Raw genomic sequence first — 20695 nt, forward strand, 5'->3', positions numbered from 1 at the left:
TCCCCTTTTCCCTTTTTCTCCACGATGGCTAAATTAGTAACTCATCCGACCACATAACAATAATTTTACATTGGAAGCCACTATGAGCCGCTATCCGTCGCTTTTCGCCCCGCTTGAGCTGGGCTTCACAACGCTCAAAAACCGCGTGTTGATGGGCTCAATGCACACCGGGCTGGAAGAGCTGCCGGACGGCGCGCAGCGGCTGGCGGCCTTTTACGCCGAGCGCGCCCGTCACGGCGTGGCGCTGATCGTCACCGGCGGCATCGCTCCGGCGCCCTCTGGCGTCACCATGGCCGGCGGCGCGGTACTCAACGATGCCAGCCATCTGGCGCACCATCGCCATATTACCGACGCGGTACATCAGGAAGGCGGCAAAATCGCTCTGCAGATCCTGCACACCGGCCGTTACAGCTACCAGCCCGCGCTGGTGGCCCCCTCGGCGCTACAGGCGCCGATCAACCGTTTTACCCCCCATGAACTGAGCCACGATGAGATCCTGACGCTGATCGATGATTTTGCCCACTGCGCCCAGCTGGCGCGCGAAGCGGGCTATGACGGCGTCGAGGTGATGGGCTCTGAGGGCTATCTGATTAACGAATTTCTCGCCGCGCGCACTAACCAGCGCGACGACCAATGGGGCGGCGATTATGCCAGGCGCATGCGTTTCGCCGTAGAGGTGGTGAAGGCGGTGCGCCAGCGCGCCGGCCACGATTTCATTATCATTTACCGTCTGTCGATGCTCGATCTGGTCAACGACGGCAGCACGCTGGCGGAAGTCACCGAACTGGCCAAAGCGATTGAAGCGGCGGGAGCGACCATCATCAACACCGGGATTGGCTGGCACGAAGCGCGCATTCCGACCATCGCCACGCCGGTACCACGCGGAGCTTTCAGCTGGGTCACCCGCAAGCTGAAGGGCGCGGTGTCGATCCCGTTGATCACCACCAACCGCATTAACGATCCGCAGGTCGCGGAGGATATTCTCGCCCGCGGCGATGCCGATATGGTATCGATGGCCCGCCCGTTCCTTGCCGACGCCGAATTTATATCAAAAGCGCAGGACGATCGCGCCGATCAGATCAACACCTGCATAGGCTGCAATCAGGCGTGTCTCGATCGGATCTTCGTCGGCAAAGTCACCTCTTGTCTGGTCAACCCGCGCGCGTGTCATGAAACCCTGATGCCGGTCCTGCCTGCCAACGCGCCTAAACAGCTGGCGGTGGTCGGCGCCGGGCCTGCCGGTCTGGCCTTCGCCGTAAACGCTGCCGCCCGCGGTCATCACGTCACATTGTTTGATGCGCTCCCGGAGATCGGCGGTCAGTTTAATATCGCCAAACAGATCCCCGGCAAAGAGGAGTTTCACGAGACGCTGCGTTACTACCGCACCATGCTCGATCTGCATGGTGTCGATCTACGCCTGAACACCCGCGTCACGACAGACGATCTGCTGGCGTTCGATGAGACGATCCTCGCCACCGGTATCGCCCCGCGCCTGCCGGCGATCGACGGGATCGATCATCCAAAAGTGCTGAGCTACCTTGATGTCTTGCGCGATAAAGCGCCGGTTGGCGCGAAGGTGGCGATTATCGGCTGCGGCGGTATCGGCTTCGACACCGCGATGTTTTTAAGCCAGTCGGGCGTGGCCACCAGCCAGGATATCGGCGAGTTCTGCCGCGAATGGGGTATCGATACCAGCCTGCAAACGGCGGGAGGGCTGAGTGCTGAAGGCCCGCAACTGAGTAAAAGCCCGCGACAGATTGTGATGCTGCAGCGCAAAGCCAGCAAACCGGGCGAAGGGCTCGGCAAAACCACCGGCTGGATCCACCGCGCGACGCTGCTGGCGCGCGGGGTGAAAATGATCCCGGCGGTCAGCTATGAAAAGATCGATGATGAAGGGTTACATGTCACTATCGGCGGCGAGCGCCAACTGCTGGCGGTCGATCAGGTGGTGATCTGCGCCGGTCAGGAGCCGCGCCGCGAGCTGGCGGATCCGCTGCGCGCGGCGGGGAAAACGGTGCATCTCATCGGCGGTTGCGACGTGGCGGCGGAGCTGGATGCGCGCCGGGCGATTGCCCAGGGCACTAAACTGGCGCTGGCGATTTAGCCCTGTCCCGGGGGCGGCGCGATGCGCCTTCCCCGGGCTACCACGATAATCCCGCACGCTAGCCCGGCTAAGGCGACAGCCGCGAGCCGGGGGAAACCGCGACAAGAATCAGCGCTGCTTACGCACCTTGGTTGCTTTCAAAATGACAAACTTATTGTTCGTCGCAATCGTCGTGCAATTACCAAACGCGCGCTTCAGCTTACGGAAGTAATCGAGGTGGCGGTTGCCGACGACGTACAGCTCGCCGCCGTATTTCAGGCTGCGGCGGGCATCGTTAAACATCTGCCAGGCGATATGGTCGGTAATAGCGTGTTGCTGATGGAACGGCGGATTACACAGAATCGCCGTAAAGCGGTCGGGCTCAATGCCGGAGAGCGAGTTGTTGACCATGAATTCACAGCGTGCGATATCGTCCGGCAGATTGCGCTCGACGTTCAACCGGCTGGAAGCCACCGCCATGTGCGACTCATCGGTGAACATCACGCTGGCGTTTGGATTTTGCGCCAGCGCCTGCAGGCCAATCACCCCATTGCCGCAGCCGAGATCGGCGATCTCGCCTTCTAAATCAGAGGGTAAGTGCTGCAGGAAGAAACGCGCGCCGATATCCAGCCCGCTGCGGGCAAAAACGTTGGCGTGGTTATGGATGGTCCACGGCGTGCCGTCCAGCTTCCAGCTGTAGGTTTGCGGCGCATCGGCAAGTTCAGGAGCGGTGAAAACGCAGTGGATCAGACGCGCTTTTTTCCACGCCAGCGAGGTGGTGGTGGTGCCGAGGATTTTTTCAAACAGCGCCAGCGTCGAGTTGTGCACATCACGGGCTTTCGCCGCGGCGATGATGCGGGTTTCCGGCGTAACTACTTCGCGCAGGGCGCGCAGCTGCTGTTCCAGCAGCGCCAGCTGTTTTGGCACCTTAATCAGCACCAGCGCCGGCGCGGCCGGTAGCGGGCTCAGGCTATCCTGAAAGCGCACGCTCTCTTCATCGATACCGTTCATCCGCAGGTTGTGGCGGGTCGCCAGCTCGGAAATAAAGGAGTCGTTGATGCTGACCGGGTTGCGATCCGCCAGCGCGCAGGCGAGCGCGCCGAAGCCGTCGTTGAAGATGAGCGTCAGGCCGTCGACGTCATTCACCTGTTGCAGCAGATATTCATCCGCCGCTTCCCATGCCTGAAGCGCTTCTTCTTCAGCGTTAGGTGGGAACCGCTCTAATGTGAATAACTCACCGTTTAACTCTGCCTGGCTCATCGCCTCTCCGCCTCCGGAATAGTAAAACCCGCGAGTTTATACGCAAATCCTGTCCAGTTGAAGAGAGATCGCTGATCATCGCCGCTCAGCGTAGATCGCCCTCGTCATCGGCTCGCAGCAGCGTTATCGACGCGCGGGCGCCGGGCATCAGCTGCTGCAGATAACCTACCAACCGCTCTCCCGCCTCATGCAGGGCCGACAACGGCATCGCCGGCAGGCTTTCGAGAATAAACCACATCGTCTGCGCGCCGCTGTCCAGCCGGGTGCGCACGCCCTGTCGCCAGTTCCAGCGTCGGCAGGTTACGCCTATATCATCCCGCCAGATGACTTCGCCCGGCTCCGGATATTCCACTACCGGCTCTGCCGATTTTAGCGTATCGAATGGCTCATCGCCGCGGGCAATGGCCAGCCGCGGTTCGCCACGGTAGGCGGCCAGATTTTCCCCACCAACCGGGACGGCATAGCGAATGCTGATCGCGTTGTAGATATCCACCACCGGATCGATGGCCGGCAGGCTCCCCTCTTTCAGCACCCGCTTGCGCAGCGCCTGCGCCGAACAGGGGGTACGTTTCGCCTTCGCGCCGAAGGCGCTGAACGCTTCATCCCATGCAGCCAGGTGCGCTTGCGCCCAGGGTACATCATCCTGCTGCACCGCCAGGCAGGCCTCGGCCAGCGCCTGCTCCGCGACGGCGGGATCGGCCACCGGCGCGCTCTCCACCACAATACTTAATGCCCGAAAGCCCGGCGCCAGGCGGCTGACCGCAGATTCGATTGACGGCGTTACGCTACGCATTCGATAATCCTGTAATGACCAATTTGTTTCATCATAGTGACCAATGAACGTAAAAGTCAATATAACGACCGATTCAGGATCTGATGTCGACCAGGTAAGTCGCGCCGTCGCCACGCGGCTGAAGGCCTACCGTAAAGCGAAAAAAATGTCGCTGGACGAGCTGTCGCGCCGGGCCAGCATCAGCAAAGGTATGCTGGTCGAGATGGAAAAAGAGGCCGCCAATCCCAGCATTGCGATTCTCTGCAAACTCGCCGCCGCGCTGGGCGTATCGGTAGCGGATATTGTCAATGTGGCAAGCGAACCCGCGTTGCATATTATTCCCGCCGAGCAGATCCCCACCCTCTGGCAAGGCCCGCTGGGGGGCAGCGCCAGGCTCCTCGCCGGCACCGCCGGGCCGAATATGATTGAGCTGTGGCGCTGGGAGATGCAGCCCGGCGAAGCCTTTGCCTCGCCCGGCCACCCGGCAACAACCTTCGAGCTGCTGCACGTGGAAGCCGGCGCGCTGACGCTGACGCTTGGCGAGATCTGCCGCACGGTGGCGGCCGGGGAATCGGCGGTGGCCCGCACCGAAATAGAGCACGGTTACCGCAATGAGGGTACCGCGCCGCTGGTCTTTACCATGACCGTGGCTGAACTGCCCTCCTGACAGACATAATGATAAGACGATGACAAAACTCATTTATTTACAGGGCTATCCTGAATCGCTGCTGGCGCAGGTGACCACGTTAATCGAGCAAGGCCGCCTCGGCGAGGTGCTGCAAAAGCGCTATCCGCAAGGGCACGACGTTAACAGCGATAAAGCGCTGTATCAGTACACCCAGGACTTGAAAAACCGCTTTCTGCGCGGCGCGGCGCCGATCAACAAAGTGATGTATGACAGTAAGATCCACGTGCTGAACAATGCGCTCGGCCTGCATACCGCCATTTCCCGCGTGCAGGGCGGTAAGCTGAAAGCTAAAGCGGAAATTCGCGTGGCGACGGTATTTCGCGACGCGCCGGAAGCCTTTCTGCGGATGATCGTGGTTCATGAACTGGCGCATCTGAAAGAGAAGGATCACAACAAGGCTTTTTATCAGCTGTGCTGCCATATGGAGCCGCAGTACCACCAGCTGGAGTTCGACACCCGCCTGTGGCTGACGCACCTTTCGTTAAATCGTTCTGCGTAGTGACGCACTGGTTTTGTCATGACGGCATGATAGAGTGGCGGCAGGTTCCCTTTAACGGAGTTCGTCAACGTTTATGATACGTTTCGCAGTTGTTGGCACAAACTGGATCACCAAGCAGTTTGTCGATGCCGCCCATGAAACCGGCAAATATAAACTTACCGCCATCTACTCCCGCAGCCTCGAACAGGCGCAAGCCTTCGCCAAAGACTATCCGGTCGAGCATCTGTTTACCTCGCTCGATGAACTGGCACAGAGCCCTGACGTTGACGCGGTCTATATTGCCAGCCCGAACTCGCTGCACTTTCCGCAGACCCGGCTGTTCCTGAGCCATAAGAAGCACGTCATTTGCGAAAAGCCGCTGGCGTCGAACCTGCAGGAAGTCGAGGCGGCGATAGCGCTGGCGAAAGAAAATAACGTGGTGCTGTTTGAAGCCTTTAAAACCGCCAGTCTGCCTAACTTTCTCCTACTGAAAGAATCGCTCGCTAAAGTGGGCAAACTACGCAAAGCCTTTATCAACTACTGTCAGTACTCCTCGCGCTATCAGCGCTACCTTGACGGCGAAAACCCCAACACCTTTAACCCGGCGTTCTCTAACGGTTCGATTATGGATATCGGCTTCTATTGCCTGGCGTCCGCTGTGGCGCTGTGGGGCGAGCCGCGGGCCGTTCTTGCCACCGCCAGCCTGCTGGACAGCGGCGTAGACGCCCAGGGCACCGTGGTGCTGAGCTATGGCGACTTCGACGTGACGCTGCATCACTCCAAAGTTAGCGATTCCGCGATCCCCAGTGAAATTCAGGGCGAAGACGGCGCGTTAGTGATCGAAAAAATCTCCGAATGTCAGAAGCTGGCGTTTGTGCCGCGCGGCGGTAAAGCCCAGGACCTGACGCAGCCCCAGCACATTAATACCATGCTGTATGAGGCGGAGACCTTTGCGCGCCTGGTGGAGACACAGGATGTGGATCACCCGGGCCTGGCGGTGAGCCGGATCACCGCCAAACTGTCCAGCGAAATTCGTCGCCAGACCGGAGTGATCTTCCCGGCCGATACGCAGCCGCTGGCGTAAAAGAGTGTAAAGGCCCGACCGGCCGCCATTGACGAAAACCGCCCTGTGACATATTTTGTTACGTGCAAAGGGGAGTAACTTCCTTGCCGGTTGATCGTCATTACGATGCGTGCAATACCGCATCCGGTCGCCGGGCAATAACCAAAGCCCATCGCGATGTACTTTGGTTGTTGTAAGTGAGACCTTGCCGGAAGGCGAGGTCTATGCATAAAAGCGCAGCGGCTGCCGTCTTCCGACGTCAGCCGTTTTGTTTTTATGTAAGGAATATCAAATGAATACTGTCGGCACGCCGTTGCTATGGGGTGGATTCGCTGTCGTTGTCGCGATCATGTTGGCAATCGACCTGCTGCTTCAGGGACGACGCGGTTCACATAGCATGACCATGAAGCAGGCCGCTGGCTGGTCAATCCTCTGGGTCACGCTTTCTCTGCTGTTCAACGCCGCCTTCTGGTGGTATCTGGTGCAAACTCAGGGCCGGGCCGTCGCCGATCCGCAGGCCTTAGCCTTCCTCACCGGTTATCTGATTGAAAAAGCGCTGGCGGTCGATAACGTCTTCGTCTGGTTGATGCTGTTCAGCTATTTCGCCGTACCGCCTGCTCTGCAGCGCCGGGTGTTGGTGTATGGCGTACTGGGCGCGATCGTTCTGCGTACCATTATGATCTTCGCCGGCAGCTGGCTGATTTCGCAGTTCGACTGGCTGCTGTACGTCTTTGGCGCCTTCCTGCTGTTTACCGGGGTGAAGATGGCGCTGGCGAAGGAGGACGAGTCCGGCATCGGCGATAAGCCGCTGGTGCGCTGGATCCGCAGCCATCTGCGGATGACCGATAAAATCGAGAGCGAGCGCTTCTTCACCCGTAAAAACGGGGTGCTGTTCGCCACCCCGCTGCTGCTGGTGCTGATTCTGGTGGAACTGAGCGACGTGATTTTCGCCGTCGACAGTATCCCGGCAATCTTCGCGGTCACCACCGATCCGTTTATCGTGCTGACCTCGAACCTGTTCGCCATCCTCGGCCTGCGCGCCATGTACTTCCTGCTGGCGGGGGTCGCTGAGCGCTTCTCGATGCTCAAATACGGTCTGTCGGTGATCCTGGTGTTTATTGGCGTGAAGATGCTGATCGTCGACTTCTACCATATCCCGGTTGCCATCTCGCTGGGCGTGGTGGGCGGCATCCTGGCCGTCACGCTGCTGATTAACGCCTGGGTCAACAGGCAGCACGACAAGCAGCGCAAACTGCCAGAGTAATCTGCTACCGCGCCGTCGGCCCTCGCTGGCGGCGCGGTAATCAGCTATAGCAGACGTTCTCGTAACGAGAATACCTGCTCATGTCACAATTATGTTACTACGCAGTTAAAAAATAAGATCCATATTAAAATCACAGTATTTTACGCTTCCCGCCAGTCTTTCTTTCCGTATACTCGACTATGCAAACATCTACTTACATCCTGACATAAACGTAAAAAATAATACGTGGCTGGGATGGCTTGCTACATCACTGGAAGGAATGAATTATGACAACACGCACTCCCTCATCAGGGTGGCTCTCCCGCCTGGCGCAAGGCAGCCTGGTGAAACAAATTTTAATCGGCCTGGTGCTTGGCGTACTGTTGGCGCTGGTCTCTAAGCCTGCGGCTATCGCCGTCGGTCTGCTGGGGACCCTGTTCGTCGGCGCGTTAAAAGCGGTAGCGCCGGTGCTGGTATTGATGCTTGTCATGGCCTCGATCGCCAACCATCAGCACGGACAAAAAACCAGTATACGCCCCATTCTGTTTCTCTATCTGCTGGGCACCTTTAGCGCGGCGCTGACCGCGGTGTTGTTCAGTTTTCTCTTTCCCTCGACCCTGCACTTAACCACCGCCGCCGACAGCATCACGCCGCCGTCGGGGATTGTTGAGGTGCTGCGCGGCCTGCTGATGAGCATGGTGTCCAACCCGATCGACGCTCTGCTGAACGCCAACTATATCGGCATTCTGGTGTGGGCGGTGGGGCTTGGCTTCGCCCTGCGTCATGGTAACGACACCACCAAAAACCTGATCAACGACGTCTCCCACGCGGTGACCTTTATCGTTAAAGTGGTGATCCGCTTTGCGCCGCTGGGGATCTTCGGCCTGGTATCTTCCACCCTGGCGACCACCGGTTTCGAGACCCTGTGGGGCTATGCCCAGCTGCTGCTGGTGCTGGTGGGCTGTATGCTGCTGGTAGCGCTGGTGATTAACCCGCTGCTGGTGTTCTGGAAGATCCGCCGCAACCCCTATCCGCTGGTGCTCACCTGCCTGCGCGAAAGCGGCGTTTACGCGTTCTTCACCCGCAGCTCCGCCGCCAACATTCCAGTGAATATGGCGCTGTGCGAGAAGCTGAATCTGGATCGCGACACCTATTCGGTCTCTATTCCACTGGGGGCGACCATCAATATGGCAGGCGCAGCAATCACCATCACCGTGCTGACGCTGGCGGCGGTGCATACGCTGAATATTCCGGTGGATCTGCCGACGGCGCTGCTGCTGAGCGTGGTCGCTTCGCTGTGCGCCTGCGGCGCCTCCGGCGTGGCGGGCGGCTCGCTGCTGCTGATCCCGCTGGCCTGTAATATGTTTGGGATCCCGAACGATGTGGCGATGCAAGTGGTTGCCGTTGGCTTTATTATCGGCGTGCTGCAGGACTCCTGCGAAACCGCCCTGAACTCCTCCACCGACGCCCTGTTTACCGCCGCGGCCTGCATGGCGGAAGACGACCAGCTGGCGAAAAACGCCCTGCGCGGATAACGCCTTTCCCCTCCGCTATCGGGCGGAGGGGCTCTCTTCCTGTACTGCGTTTTCAACCTTAAACGGATCGATACCGCGCTTTTGCATCCGGCGGAAGCGAATGATGTTCAGCCCGTTGACGATCAGGAAACTGCCTTCTATCAGCGTCCCGCCAATGGAACCCAACCACAGATTATGCGTGACCCAGCAGGCGGTGGAGCACCACATCACGCAGCGGACGGTTAGCCCTTTGCAGCGAAACAGCGCCCAGGTGCTGGCGACGGTGCCAATGATCGGCAGCAGCTCCATGGCATGCTGCAGTTTACCCAGGCCGAGAATCAACGTCAGGAGGATAAAGACTGTCATCACCCACAGGCTACGGGTGCGTAAGGAAATGACTGTGCGAAGCGCATTGAGCCCGGCGCTCATTCCAGCCGGCCCGGCGCCCATCAGGAAAAAATGAACGCCGATAATAGCGCTATAGACCGCCAGCTGTAGCCTGAAACGGCGTTCATCGCGGTTGATAAAGGTGGTAATGCCGATAAGAAAGGCGATGACGCCGACCCCCTGGGCCAGCCAATACGCGGTCATGTAAGCTCCCTGACTGAAAAAAACAAACGGCGCTTCACTGGCTGAAACGCCGCTGTTACGAGCCCGATGGCGCTACGCTATCAGGCCGATACACAAACCAAGCCTCTGGGCGCCAACGCAAATACGCCTTTACAAGGTAACACCGCTTTTAAAGATGGCCAGCTCGCGGAAGTCATTCTGCTCATTACAGGTCGGTTTACCGTTGGCGAAGGCTACAATGGCATCCACAAACTCTTCCAGCAGCTGCGGCATCGTTTTGCCGTGGAGCAGCTGCCCGGCATCAAAGTCGATCCAGTGCTTTTTCTTCGCCGCCAGCTCGCTGTTGGTGGCGATCTTCACCGTTGGCACAAAGCCGCCGTACGGCGTGCCGCGACCGGTGCTGAACAGCACCATATGGCAGCCGGCGCCGGCCAGCGCGCTGGTGGCGACCGCGTCGTTGCCCGGCGCGCTCAGTAAATTCAGACCATGAACCTTCAGGCGCTCGCCGTAGCGCAGAACATCCACCACCTGGCTGGAGCCCGCTTTCTGAGTACAGCCCAGCGACTTATCTTCGAGAGTAGTGATCCCTCCGGCCTTATTACCCGGCGAGGGGTTTTCGTAAATAGGCTGGTCGTGAGCAATAAAGTACTGCTTAAAGTCATTGACCATGGTCACCAGCTTGTCGAAGGTCGCTTCGTCGCGGCAGTGGCTCATCAGCAACTGTTCAGCGCCGAACATCTCCGGCACTTCGGTCAGCACGGTAGTGCCGCCGTTGGCGATCACATAGTCTGAGAAGCGGCCCAGCATCGGATTAGCGGTAATGCCCGACAGGCCGTCCGATCCCCCGCACTCGAGGCCAAACTTCAGCTCGCTGAGCTTGCCCGGCTGGCGTTTATCCTGACGCATCACTTCATACAGCTGATGCAGATGCTCAACCCCCGCCTCCACTTCATCGTCCTGATGCTGGCAAACCATAAAGTGCACGCGCTGCGGGTCAAACTCGCCCAGCGTCTCGCGAAAGGCCTCCACCTGGTTGTTTTCACAGCCAAGGCCAACCACCAGCACCGCCCCGGCGTTCGGGTGACGAACCATATTTTGCAGCATGGTGCGAGTGTTGATGTGATCGTCCCCAAGCTGCGAGCAGCCATAGGTGTGGCTGAAGAGATGTACCCCATCGATATCCTCAGCGCCATACGTCTCTTTCAGGAAACGGTTCTGCATTTGTCTGGCCATCGCGTTGACGCAGCCGACGGTCGGCAGGATCCACAGCTCATTGCGCACGCCGACGTCACCGTTGGCGCGACGATAAATCTGTACTTCGCGATCCGCAGGCTGTGGCGGTTGGGCAACCAGGTCCGGTTGATAGCGATACGCGTCAAGGTCGCTGAGATTGGTGCGCGTATTGTGCGCATGAACATGCTCTCCCGGCGCGATATCCGCCAGCGCATGGCCAATCGGCAACCCGTACTTAACGACGTTTTCCCCTTTCGCGATAGCGCGCAGTGCAAACTTGTGGCCGCGAACGATATCCTGGCCGAGGGTGACCGAGTCATTATCAATCGTCACCACGCTACCGGCAGCGATATCCGTCAGCGCGACCGCGACGTTATCCTGCGAATGGATTTTTATGTATTGCATATCAACCGACCTCTGGCCTTAGTTCAGTTCAATGGCGAAATAGTCACGCGCATTGTTAAAGCAAATGTTTTTCACCATCTCGCCCAGCAGCGCGATATCCGCAGGCGCTTCGCCGGCAGCCACCCAACGGCCGATCATCTGGCAGAGAATGCGGCGGAAGTATTCGTGGCGCGTGTAGGAGAGGAAGCTGCGACTGTCGGTCAACATCCCGACGAAGCGGCTCAGCAGCCCGAGCTGCGCCAGCTGGGTCATCTGCCGCTCCATACCGTCTTTCTGATCGTTGAACCACCAGCCGGAGCCGAACTGCATCTTGCCTGGCATGCCTTCACCCTGGAAGTTACCGATCATGGTGCCCAGCACTTCGTTATCACGCGGGTTCAGGCAGTAGAGAATCGTTTTCGGCAGCAGGTTTTCTTCGTTCTGCTTGCTCAGCAGCTTAGACAGCTCTTCCGCCATCGGACGATCGTTGATCGAGTCGAAGCCGACGTCTGGCCCTAACAGTTTGAACTGACGGAGGTTGTTGTTACGCAGCGCGCCAATGTGGTACTGCTGGACCCAGCCGCGACGGGCATACTCTGCGCCGAGGAATACCAGCACCGCGGTTTTGAACTGCGCCACTTCGTGTTCGCTAAGGGTCTCGCCAGCCAGGCGGCGCGCCAGAATGTCATCCAGCTCGGCGTCGGTCGCTTCGGCAAACAGCACCACGTCCAGCGCATGATCGGAGACTTTGCAGCCGTGTGCGGCAAAATGATCCAGACGTTTGGTCAGGGCGCTTTGCAGGTCAGCGAAGCGGCGAATATCGGTATCGGATACCTCGCCCAGCTTAGCCATATAATCATTGAAGGTCGCCAACTCGATGTTGAAGGCTTTATCCGGGCGCCAGCTCGGCAGCACTTTGATGTCAAAGGAGTTGTCTTTGGCGACAGCCGCGTGGTGCTCAAGAGAATCAATCGGATCGTCGGTGGTACCGACCATCTTCACATTCATCTGCTTCATGATTCCGCGGGCGGAGAAGGCATCCTGAGCCAGCAAATCATTACACTGGTCCCAGATCTCATCGGCGGTGGATGGCGACAACAGCTTACCTGTAATACCAAAAGGTCGACGCAGCTCTAAATGGGTCCAGTGGTATAACGGGTTGCCAATAGTGTGCGGAACCGTGGCCGCCCAGGCGTCAAATTTCTCGCGATCGGACGCATCACCGGTACACAGACGCTCCGGCACGCCGTTAGTGCGCATTGCGCGCCATTTATAGTGATCGCCTTTCAGCCAGATGTCATACAGGTTTTTAAAGCGATAGTTTTCGGCAACCTGCTGCGGCGGAAGGTGGCAGTGGTAGTCGAAAATCGGCTGATCTTTGGCGTAATCATGGTACAGACGGCGGGCAAACTCGGTATCAAGTAGAAAATCTTCAGTCATAAACGATGTCATTCGCGTGTCCTCTTCGCTCCAGTGCGGGAGCCTTTCAGATGATTGACTACAATGCTGACAAAGTTATCACACCAATTTCTACAGACCGAACTGTTTTTCGTGAGTTAGATCAATAAACGTCGATAAAAAAATGACCGCCCTGGAGCAAAACACCTCGCCAGAGCGCGCCATCTCTGGCTTTCCAGTCAAGGGATAAAGACCACACTAACTTTCCCACTTTTGTGACAGCTCTCAACTTTTAAAGTTGTATGACAAGTTATCTTTCTGCCGTCGCAACATATAAACCGACGGAATGCATTACCGGTGCTTATGGCATCGGCTTATACGGAATGGATACCGACTTTCAACATAACAACTGATGGTAAGGTTCAGGCCAGAGGGGACTACCCTCCTGAATCCTCCGTTTCGCTTTCCCGGCCGCTTATTGCGCTCGGTAAAGGCCGCTCCTGATGCGGAAAGATAACAGACGATGAGGTTTACATGCGTAAAATTAAAGGGTTACGTTGGTACATGATCGCGCTGGTGACGCTGGGCACCGTGCTGGGCTACCTGACCCGTAACACCGTAGCGGCGGCCGCGCCGACGCTGATGGAAGAGTTACACATTTCGACCCAACAGTACTCCTATATCATTGCAGCCTATTCCGCTGCCTATACCGTTATGCAGCCCGTCGCGGGGTATGTCCTTGATATTCTGGGGACCAAAATTGGCTATGCCTTCTTCGCCATCGCCTGGGCGGTATTCTGCGGCTCAACGGCGCTGGCCGGCAGCTGGGGTGGACTGGCGCTGGCCCGTGGCGCAGTCGGCGCAGCGGAGGCCGCAATGATCCCCGCCGGCCTGAAGGCCAGCTCAGAGTGGTTCCCGGCAAAAGAGCGCTCTATCGCGGTGGGCTACTTCAACGTGGGTTCCTCTATTGGCGCCATGATCGCGCCGCCGTTGGTGGTATGGGCGATTGTCATGCACAGCTGGCAGATGGCGTTCATCATCTCCGGGGTATTGAGCTTCGCCTGGGCTATCGCCTGGCTTATCTTCTACAAACACCCGCGCGACCAGAAAAAATTATCTGACGAAGAACGTGACTACATCATTGGCGGTCAGGAGTCTCAGCATCAGACCAATAACGCGAAGAAAATGTCGCCGTGGCAAATCCTGCGCAACCGTCAGTTCTGGGGTATCGCCCTGCCGCGCTTCCTCGCCGAGCCGGCCTGGGGGACCTTTAACGCCTGGATCCCGCTGTTCATGTTCAAAGTTTACGGTTTTAACCTGAAAGAGATCGCCATGTTCGCCTGGATGCCGATGCTGTTCGCCGACCTCGGCTGCATCGTCGGCGGATATCTGCCGCCGCTGTTCCAGCGCTGGTTTGGCGTCAACCTGATCGTGTCGCGTAAAATGGTGGTCACCATGGGCGCCCTGCTGATGATTGGCCCGGGGATGATCGGCCTGTTCACCAGCCCGTACGTGGCGATTGCCCTGCTGTGCATCGGCGGGTTCGCTCACCAGGCACTGTCCGGGGCGCTGATTACCCTCTCTTCCGACGTCTTTGGCCGTAACGAAGTCGCTACCGCCAACGGTCTGACCGGGATGGCCGCCTGGCTGGCGAGCACCATGTTCGCCCTGGTTGTCGGCGCGCTGGCAGACACCATCGGCTTTAGCCCGCTGTTTGCGGTACTGGCCGTCTTTGACCTGCTGGGCGCGCTGGTTATCTGGACGGTGCTGAAAAACAAACCGGCTGACGATGACTCGACGCCGCTTAGCAGCCGCAAACCGGTCACGCAGAGTTAGATCGAATGGCAAGGTAATCGCCGATCAAGCCGCCTTCTCAGGCGGCTTTTTCATGCCTGCCAGTGGTGGAAAGCGCGTAAAAGTGGTATAACAAATCGAATATTGTCGCCATCTTCCGGGAGCGAATATGGAAATCATTGAACCACGCCGTCTATATCAGCAGCTTGCCGCTGAGCTGAAGACGCGCATCGAACAAGGTGTCTACCTTGTAGGGGATAAGCTGCCCGCCGAGCGCTTCATCGCCGATGAAAAAAACGTCAGCCGCACCGTGGTTCGTGAAGCCATTATCATGCTGGAAGTGGAAGGGTATGTCGAAGTCCGCAAAGGGTCGGGTATCCACGTTATCTCCAACCATCCGAAATACCAGCAGGTGGCCGATGAAAGCCTTGAGTTCGCCAACTATGGCCCCTTTGAACTGCTGCAGGCGCGGCAGCTAATTGAAAGCAATATTGCCGAATTCGCGGCGACTCAGGTGACCAAACAGGACATCATGAAGCTGATGGAGATTCAGGAGAAAGCGCGTAACGAGAAATGTTTCCGCGACTCCGAGTGGGACCTGCAGTTTCACGTCCAGGTGGCGCTGGCGACGCAGAACAGCGCGCTGGCGGCGATCGTGGAAAAGATGTGGACCCAGCGCGTGCATAACCCCTACTGGAAAAAGCTGCATGAGCATATCGACCTGCGTACGGTCGATAACTGGTGCGACGACCATGATCAGATCCTGAAAGCTCTGCTGCGAAAAGATCCCAACGCCGCCAAGCTGGCGATGTGGCAGCATCTGGAAAATACCAAGCAAATGTTGTTCAACGAAACCAGCGATGACTTTGAATTTAATGCCGATCGCTACTTATTTGCCGAAAACCCGGTGGTTCATCTCGATACTGCAGTCAACGGCGCGAAATAAGGCCTTATCCCTCCGGCGCGCCCCCCTGCGCGCCTGTCTGACAGTGAGGCTGGAGTAAGCAAGTCATATATAGTGTCAGCCTGTGTAAATCCTCTCGCCTCCCATCTCCGCAATCAGCAAAATCAACGAGCAACACGTTGCAATTTCTCTGACGGAAAGTCAGGTGATTTGTTACAATTAGATGCATTTTGTCGTTCTGGGGGTAGGTATTTACTTACTTCAGTCTTATACAGGGAAGCGTTCAGAGCGCCTAAGCAGCGACCATAATCTCATAAAAATCTTGTCGCCCTATATGCCACGCGCTCAGACGTGCCGTTAACCGATGTACCAGGAATCGTGAATGGAACTATTTACCCAGTTATTGAATGCCTTGTGGGCTCAGGATTACGAAACGCTCGCGAATCCCTCCATGATAGGCATGCTGTATTTTGTCTTGTTTATGATTTTGTTCCTTGAGAACGGGTTATTGCCTGCCGCGTTTTTACCGGGGGATAGTCTGCTCGTGCTCGTGGGCGTGCTGATCGCCAAAGGGGCGATGGGTTTTCCGGAAACTTTGCTGCTGCTCACCGCCGCCGCCAGCCTCGGCTGCTGGCTAAGCTATATTCAGGGGCGTTGGCTGGGTAATACGCGGATCGTGCAAAACTGGCTGTCACACCTGCCTTCGCACTATCACCAGCGTGCGCATCACTTGTTTCATAAGCATGGGCTCTCCGCGCTGCTGATCGGCCGCTTTATCGCCTTCGTACGCACGCTGCTGCCCACCATCGCCGGGCTTTCCGGCCTTAATAACGCCCGTTTTCAGTTTTTCAACTGGATGAGCGGCCTGCTGTGGGTGCTCATCCTGACCTCGCTTGGCTATCTGCTGGGTAAAACCCCGGTATTCCTCAAGTATGAAGATCAGCTGATGTCCTGCCTGATGCTCCTGCCGGTTGCCCTGTTGGTCTTCGGACTGATCGGCTCGCTGGTGGTGCTGTGGAAGAAAAAATACAGAAGCCGGGGCTAATGATGGTCATGAAACGCCCTTCCCTGCGCCAGTTCAGCTGGCTGCTGGGTGGTTCTCTTCTGCTCGGCGCCCTGTTCTGGCTTTGGCTGGCGGTGCAGCAGCAGGAGGCCACGCTGGCGATCCGCCCGGTTGGCCAGGGTATCGGAATGCCGGACGGTTTCTCCGTCTGGCATCATCTCGATGCCAACGGCATCCGCTTTAAAAGCATCACGCCGCAGAAGGATGGTCTGCTGATTAAGTTCGATTCCACCGCCCAGGGCGCGGCGGCGAAAGAAGTTCTCGGCCGCGCTCTGCCACATGGTTATATTATTGCCCTGCTGGAGGACGATAACTCGCCCACCGCCTGGCTATCCCGCCTGCGCGACGCGCCGCATCGCCTCGGGTAAGCTGCCGCCAGACTGCGTTTTTAACCCAGTCTGGTGGTTTCCCGCATTTGTTACTATGCTTAAACCTGCGGGAATCAACGCATTCACGTTCACCAACGGGAACGGGTATATCCTCCGGGTATCCCCTCAGACAATGGAAGGTACTATCCATGAAACACCGCATCGCTCTGCTTCTGGTCCTGACTTCACTTAGCGCCAGCGCCCTAGCCGCCTCTCCCTGCCAGGAAAAAGAGCAGGATATTCAACGAGAGATCAGCTACGCCGAAAAGCATCATAATCAAAGTCGCATTGATGGGCTAAATACTGCGCTACGTCAGGTTCGGGAAAACTGTAGCGACAGTAAACTCAAAGCCGATCATAAGCAAAAAATTGCCAAACAGCGGGAAGAGATCGCTGAACGTCAGCGCGATCTGCAGGAAGCCCGGAAGAAAGGCGATGCGGACAAAATTAACAAACGCCAGCATAAACTCAATGAAGCGCAACAGGAGTTAAAAACGCTGGAGTCTCGGGATTACTAATCACCATTAACTTTCGCAACACGGACCACGCTACAGGAGAACGACATGGCTAAAGAGAATGTGACTGACGACCTTCGTGCAGAACTGAAAACGCTGGCGGATACCCTGGAGGAAGTACTAAATTCCTCGGCGGACAAGTCGAAAGAAGAGATGGGTAAACTGCGCAGTAAAGCCGAGAGCGCGCTGAAAGAGAGCCGCGCTCGTTTGGGTGAAACCAGCGAAGCGATTCTTCGTCAAACTCGTGAGACCGCCGCGCGAGCGGATGATTATGTTCGCGAAAATCCGTGGACTGGGGTAGGAATTGGCGCCGCCGTCGGGCTGGTGCTGGGTGTCCTGCTGTCGCGTCGCTGATTATGGCGAATACTCAACACACGCAGGGACCGGGTCAGCGCGTTTTCTCCATTGGTCAGCGCATCGTCACGCTGCTGGTCGAAATGGTGGAAACGCGGCTGCGTCTGGTCGTCGTGGAGCTGGAGGAGGAGAAAGCCAACCTCTTCCAGCTGCTGATCATGACCGGACTGACGCTGCTGTTTGCCGCGTTTGGCCTCATGAGTCTGCTGGTGCTGGTTATCTGGGCCGTTGACGCTCAGTACCGCCTGCACGTGATGATCGCCACCACCGTTGTGCTGCTCCTCGCCGCCGCGATCGTGGGTATCCTAACCCTACGTAAGGCGCGCCGCTCCACGCTGCTGCGTCTAACGCGTAAAGAGCTGGAGAACGACCGTGCCCTTCTGGAGGAGGATAAATCGTGAATGGCCGACAGGAGCGTGAACGGCAAAAGGCGCAGCTGCTGCGCCAGATCCAGCAGCAACGGCTGGAGCTCAGCGCCTGCCGCCGTCACTGGCACGAGGCGACTGCGCCCCTCGACCGCGGCTGGCATACGCTGCTGAGTTTACGTTCGTGGCTGATGGTTGGCAGCGGTCTGATGGCCGTATGGTCCGTACGACATCCGCATTTTTTAATGCGCTGGACCAAACGCGGACTCGGACTGTGGAGCACCTGGCGCCTGGTGCGCGGGATCCTGCGCCAGTCGGCAGTTCGCTAGCGGCCCTGAGCGTGGGCGCTTTCCCTGGCGCCCTCGCTCTGCCATTTCCCTGTCCGTTACCGCACCCTGTTCGCAGCAACATGCGCCTTTTCCGTAGCGCGCCCTTCTCTACGACGCCCTTTACCTCACGCCATACCAGGACCGGTGGTGGCCCATCGCGTTCGGTACACTTTCGCCTCCGCGTACTGATTGCTCAGAAACTTTGAAATAGATCTACAGTTTTCCTTGCTAACAATTCCCTCTCCGCCTCGCTACTATCCTCTCCATCGACAGCAACACCGCGTAACTACGCGGGATTGCACTAAAAAACAAAACCGCCGCCCTTTGGGTTTTCTGGAGTAACAAATGAAAAAATTAGAAGATGTTGGTGTATTGGTAGCGCGTATTCTGATGCCGATTCTGTTTATCACTGCAGGATGGGGCAAAATCACCGGTTATGCGGGAACCCAGCAGTATATGGAAGCCATGGGCGTCCCGGGCGCGCTGCTGCCGCTGACTATCCTCCTTGAGTTCGGCGGCGGTCTGGCGATTCTGTTCGGTTTCCTGACCCGGACCACCGCGCTGTTCACTGCGGGCTTTACGCTGCTGACCGCGTTCCTGTTCCATAGCAACTTTGCGGAAGGCGTGAACTCCCTGATGTTCATGAAGAACCTGACCATTGCGGGCGGTTACCTGCTGCTGGCCATTACCGGACCGGGCACCTTCAGTATTGACCGTGTACTGAATAAGAAATGGTAAGCGCACTATACTGAATGAATGAAAAAAGCGAGGAGACCACTCCTCGCTTTTGCTATCTGTAGTCTGAAGGAGGAGCAAAGATGGGACAATTAGTCGACGGCGTCTGGCAGGATACCTGGTATGACACAAAATCCACCGGTGGGCGTTTTAAACGTTCCGTTTCCGCCTTCCGTAACTGGCTGACCGCCGACGGCGCGGCTGGCCCCAGCGGTGAAGGCGGTTTTGCAGCGGAAAAGGATCGCTATCATTTGTATGTTTCTCTCGCCTGCCCGTGGGCGCATCGCACGTTAATTATGCGTAAATTAAAAGGTCTGGAGCCTTTTCTCCCCGTATCCGTGGTCAATCCGCTGATGCTGGAAAACGGCTGGACCTTTGACGATAGCTTCCCGGAAGCCACCGGCGATACCCTCTACCAGCATGACTTTCTCTATCAGCTGTATCTGCACGCCGACCCGCACTACACCGGACGCGTGACCGTGCCGGTGCTGTGGGATAAAAAACAGCAGACCATCGTCAGCAATGAGTCGGCAGAAATCATCCGCATGTTCAATACCGCCTTCGATGGCCTTGGCGCCCGGGCCGGGGATTACTACCCGCCAGCGCTGCGGGAACAAATCGATGAGCTGAACGGCTGGATCTATGACAACGTCAACAACGGCGTGTATAAAGCCGGCTTTGCCACCAGCCAGCAAGCTTACGACGAAGCGGTGGATGCGGTCTTTACCTCGCTGGAGCGGCTGGAGCAGATCCTCGGCCAGCATCGCTATCTGACGGGCAATCAGCTAACGGAAGCCGACATTCGCCTATGGACAACGCTGGTACGCTTCGACCCGGTATATGTGACCCATTTTAAATGCGATAAACGGCGCATCAGCGATTACCTCAATCTGTACGGTTTCCTGCGCGACATCTACCAGATGCCGGGTATCGCCGAGACGGTGAGTTTTCCGCATATCCGTCACCACTATTACCGCAGCCATAAAACCATTAACCCTACCGGTATTATTTCCATTGGGCCGCAGCAGGATCTCAACGAACCGCACGGTCGCGATCAGCGCTTCCGTTGATCTGTCGGGCGCCAGTGATGGCGCCCAATAATTCAGAAAACAGATATTTACCCACCATTCATTCACGTCTATTCTTATTGCGATCGCTTAAAAAACAAGTGATTGACGGTTAATTGAGGCGTAGAAATGGACTGGTATCTCAAGGTATTAAAAAACTATATAGGATTTGGCGGCCGTGCGCGGCGCAAAGAGTACTGGATGTTTATTCTGGTCAACCTCATCCTGACCGGCGTATTGAGCATCATCGATAAAATGCTGGGCTGGCAGCGGGCTGGCGGCGAAGGCATTCTGACCACTATCTATGGCGTACTGGTCTTTTTACCGTGGTGGGCGGTGCAATTTCGCCGTCTGCATGACACCGATCGTTCGGCCTGGTGGCTATTGCTGCTGTTGATCCCGGTCATCGGCTGGCTGGTGATCCTGATCTTTAACTGCCAGCGCGGCACCGAAGGCAATAATCGCTTCGGGCCCGATCCGAAACCCTTTTCCTACTAATCTTCCTGCTCCTCCCG

22 protein-coding genes are annotated in these 20695 nt (G+C 57.3%); 17 read left to right on the top strand and 5 right to left on the bottom strand.

The window, feature by feature from the left end:
• The first annotated feature begins 82 nt into the window (after positions 1-82).
• Positions 83-2104, top strand: coding sequence for an NADPH-dependent 2,4-dienoyl-CoA reductase (locus tag KHQ28_RS12730; protein ID WP_032418344.1), 2022 nt, complete (start codon positions 83-85; stop codon positions 2102-2104).
• 108 nt (positions 2105-2212) lie between these two features.
• On the opposite strand, the gene rlmG is transcribed toward KHQ28_RS12730, so the two are convergent.
• A complete protein-coding gene (gene rlmG, locus KHQ28_RS12735) occupies positions 2213-3343 on the bottom strand; it encodes a 23S rRNA (guanine(1835)-N(2))-methyltransferase RlmG (RefSeq protein ID WP_004181396.1) in 1131 nt (376 codons plus the stop codon).
• A gap of 85 nt (positions 3344-3428) precedes the next feature.
• Positions 3429-4136, bottom strand: a complete 708-nt coding sequence (locus KHQ28_RS12740; protein WP_002917889.1) for a B3/4 domain-containing protein — start codon at positions 4134-4136, stop codon at positions 3429-3431.
• A gap of 43 nt (positions 4137-4179) precedes the next feature.
• On the opposite strand from KHQ28_RS12740, the gene KHQ28_RS12745 reads away from it, so the two are divergent.
• From KHQ28_RS12745 to sstT, 5 genes are all read left to right on the top strand, one after another.
• Positions 4180-4782, top strand: a complete 603-nt coding sequence (locus tag KHQ28_RS12745; protein WP_023301480.1) for an XRE family transcriptional regulator — start codon at positions 4180-4182, stop codon at positions 4780-4782.
• A gap of 19 nt (positions 4783-4801) precedes the next feature.
• Complete coding sequence (locus tag KHQ28_RS12750) at positions 4802-5302, top strand: M48 family metallopeptidase (RefSeq protein WP_004144843.1); 501 nt, start codon at positions 4802-4804, stop codon at positions 5300-5302.
• A gap of 73 nt (positions 5303-5375) precedes the next feature.
• A complete protein-coding gene (locus tag KHQ28_RS12755; protein ID WP_032418343.1) occupies positions 5376-6365 on the top strand; it encodes a Gfo/Idh/MocA family protein in 990 nt (329 codons plus the stop codon).
• A 271-nt stretch (positions 6366-6636) separates the two neighbouring features.
• Complete coding sequence (locus KHQ28_RS12760) at positions 6637-7608, top strand: TerC family protein (protein ID WP_023284316.1); 972 nt, start codon at positions 6637-6639, stop codon at positions 7606-7608.
• A gap of 266 nt (positions 7609-7874) precedes the next feature.
• Entirely contained in the window at positions 7875-9122 is a 1248-nt protein-coding gene (gene sstT / locus KHQ28_RS12765; protein ID WP_002917895.1) for a serine/threonine transporter SstT, read from the top strand.
• 15 nt (positions 9123-9137) lie between these two features.
• Here the strand turns inward: sstT and KHQ28_RS12770 are convergent, their stop codons facing one another.
• From KHQ28_RS12770 to uxaC, 3 genes are all read right to left on the bottom strand, one after another.
• Positions 9138-9692 carry a YgjV family protein gene (locus KHQ28_RS12770; RefSeq protein ID WP_002917897.1) on the bottom strand — a complete coding sequence of 185 codons (555 nt, stop codon included), beginning with the start codon at positions 9690-9692 and terminating at the stop codon, positions 9138-9140.
• 129 nt (positions 9693-9821) lie between these two features.
• Positions 9822-11309, bottom strand: coding sequence for a UxaA family hydrolase (locus KHQ28_RS12775; protein WP_002917898.1), 1488 nt, complete (start codon positions 11307-11309; stop codon positions 9822-9824).
• 18 nt (positions 11310-11327) lie between these two features.
• Entirely contained in the window at positions 11328-12740 is a 1413-nt protein-coding gene (uxaC, locus tag KHQ28_RS12780) for a glucuronate isomerase (RefSeq protein ID WP_002917899.1), read from the bottom strand.
• 480 nt (positions 12741-13220) lie between these two features.
• Between uxaC and KHQ28_RS12785 the strand changes: the two genes are divergently transcribed.
• The 11 genes from KHQ28_RS12785 (at position 13221) to KHQ28_RS12835 (ending at position 20678) form a co-directional block, all read left to right on the top strand.
• Entirely contained in the window at positions 13221-14522 is a 1302-nt protein-coding gene (locus tag KHQ28_RS12785; protein ID WP_002917905.1) for an MFS transporter, read from the top strand.
• Positions 14523-14649: 127 nt separating this feature from the next.
• Complete coding sequence (gene exuR, locus KHQ28_RS12790) at positions 14650-15426, top strand: transcriptional regulator ExuR (protein ID WP_002917907.1); 777 nt, start codon at positions 14650-14652, stop codon at positions 15424-15426.
• A gap of 340 nt (positions 15427-15766) precedes the next feature.
• Positions 15767-16429, top strand: a complete 663-nt coding sequence (yqjA, locus tag KHQ28_RS12795; RefSeq protein WP_002917909.1) for a DedA family general envelope maintenance protein YqjA — start codon at positions 15767-15769, stop codon at positions 16427-16429.
• Positions 16430-16437: 8 nt separating this feature from the next.
• Positions 16438-16815, top strand: coding sequence for an EnvZ/OmpR regulon moderator MzrA (gene mzrA, locus KHQ28_RS12800; protein WP_004218213.1), 378 nt, complete (start codon positions 16438-16440; stop codon positions 16813-16815).
• 149 nt (positions 16816-16964) lie between these two features.
• On the top strand, positions 16965-17333 hold the full coding sequence (locus tag KHQ28_RS12805; protein WP_002917914.1) for a DUF1090 domain-containing protein: 369 nt from the start codon (positions 16965-16967) through the stop codon (positions 17331-17333).
• 45 nt (positions 17334-17378) lie between these two features.
• Entirely contained in the window at positions 17379-17684 is a 306-nt protein-coding gene (locus KHQ28_RS12810; protein WP_002917916.1) for a YqjD family protein, read from the top strand.
• A gap of 2 nt (positions 17685-17686) precedes the next feature.
• Positions 17687-18085: a phage holin family protein gene (locus KHQ28_RS12815; protein WP_002917917.1), complete on the top strand. Its 399-nt coding sequence runs from the start codon at positions 17687-17689 to the stop codon at positions 18083-18085.
• On the top strand, positions 18082-18378 hold the full coding sequence (locus tag KHQ28_RS12820) for a YqjK-like family protein (RefSeq protein WP_004144862.1): 297 nt from the start codon (positions 18082-18084) through the stop codon (positions 18376-18378). The genes KHQ28_RS12815 and KHQ28_RS12820 overlap by 4 nt, the downstream gene beginning before the upstream one ends.
• 345 nt (positions 18379-18723) lie before the next feature.
• Positions 18724-19116, top strand: coding sequence for a DoxX family protein (locus KHQ28_RS12825; protein ID WP_032418342.1), 393 nt, complete (start codon positions 18724-18726; stop codon positions 19114-19116).
• An 80-nt stretch (positions 19117-19196) separates the two neighbouring features.
• Positions 19197-20183: a glutathione S-transferase family protein gene (locus KHQ28_RS12830; RefSeq protein ID WP_002917922.1), complete on the top strand. Its 987-nt coding sequence runs from the start codon at positions 19197-19199 to the stop codon at positions 20181-20183.
• Between the two features lie 126 nt (positions 20184-20309).
• Complete coding sequence (locus tag KHQ28_RS12835; protein WP_002917923.1) at positions 20310-20678, top strand: DUF805 domain-containing protein; 369 nt, start codon at positions 20310-20312, stop codon at positions 20676-20678.
• Positions 20679-20695 lie beyond the last annotated feature (17 nt).

This window comes from Klebsiella sp. 28, from assembly GCF_018223905.1.
GTDB classification, from domain to species: domain Bacteria; phylum Pseudomonadota; class Gammaproteobacteria; order Enterobacterales; family Enterobacteriaceae; genus Klebsiella; species Klebsiella pneumoniae.

Coding starts and splice junctions, on each gene's coding strand:
- sstT (WP_002917895.1), top strand. CDS start 7,875: ATGACAACACGCACTCCCTCATCAGGGTGGCTCTCCCGCCTGGCGCAA.
- KHQ28_RS12755 (WP_032418343.1), top strand. CDS start 5,376: ATGATACGTTTCGCAGTTGTTGGCACAAACTGGATCACCAAGCAGTTT.
- uxaC (WP_002917899.1), bottom strand. CDS start 12,740: ATGACATCGTTTATGACTGAAGATTTTCTACTTGATACCGAGTTTGCC.
- KHQ28_RS12750 (WP_004144843.1), top strand. CDS start 4,802: ATGACAAAACTCATTTATTTACAGGGCTATCCTGAATCGCTGCTGGCG.
- KHQ28_RS12740 (WP_002917889.1), bottom strand. CDS start 4,136: ATGCGTAGCGTAACGCCGTCAATCGAATCTGCGGTCAGCCGCCTGGCG.
- KHQ28_RS12815 (WP_002917917.1), top strand. CDS start 17,687: ATGGCGAATACTCAACACACGCAGGGACCGGGTCAGCGCGTTTTCTCC.
- KHQ28_RS12745 (WP_023301480.1), top strand. CDS start 4,180: ATGAACGTAAAAGTCAATATAACGACCGATTCAGGATCTGATGTCGAC.
- yqjA (WP_002917909.1), top strand. CDS start 15,767: ATGGAACTATTTACCCAGTTATTGAATGCCTTGTGGGCTCAGGATTAC.
- KHQ28_RS12810 (WP_002917916.1), top strand. CDS start 17,379: ATGGCTAAAGAGAATGTGACTGACGACCTTCGTGCAGAACTGAAAACG.
- KHQ28_RS12835 (WP_002917923.1), top strand. CDS start 20,310: ATGGACTGGTATCTCAAGGTATTAAAAAACTATATAGGATTTGGCGGC.
- KHQ28_RS12775 (WP_002917898.1), bottom strand. CDS start 11,309: ATGCAATACATAAAAATCCATTCGCAGGATAACGTCGCGGTCGCGCTG.
- KHQ28_RS12785 (WP_002917905.1), top strand. CDS start 13,221: ATGCGTAAAATTAAAGGGTTACGTTGGTACATGATCGCGCTGGTGACG.
- exuR (WP_002917907.1), top strand. CDS start 14,650: ATGGAAATCATTGAACCACGCCGTCTATATCAGCAGCTTGCCGCTGAG.
- KHQ28_RS12760 (WP_023284316.1), top strand. CDS start 6,637: ATGAATACTGTCGGCACGCCGTTGCTATGGGGTGGATTCGCTGTCGTT.
- KHQ28_RS12830 (WP_002917922.1), top strand. CDS start 19,197: ATGGGACAATTAGTCGACGGCGTCTGGCAGGATACCTGGTATGACACA.
- mzrA (WP_004218213.1), top strand. CDS start 16,438: ATGAAACGCCCTTCCCTGCGCCAGTTCAGCTGGCTGCTGGGTGGTTCT.
- rlmG (WP_004181396.1), bottom strand. CDS start 3,343: ATGAGCCAGGCAGAGTTAAACGGTGAGTTATTCACATTAGAGCGGTTC.
- KHQ28_RS12825 (WP_032418342.1), top strand. CDS start 18,724: ATGAAAAAATTAGAAGATGTTGGTGTATTGGTAGCGCGTATTCTGATG.
- KHQ28_RS12805 (WP_002917914.1), top strand. CDS start 16,965: ATGAAACACCGCATCGCTCTGCTTCTGGTCCTGACTTCACTTAGCGCC.
- KHQ28_RS12770 (WP_002917897.1), bottom strand. CDS start 9,692: ATGACCGCGTATTGGCTGGCCCAGGGGGTCGGCGTCATCGCCTTTCTT.
- KHQ28_RS12730 (WP_032418344.1), top strand. CDS start 83: ATGAGCCGCTATCCGTCGCTTTTCGCCCCGCTTGAGCTGGGCTTCACA.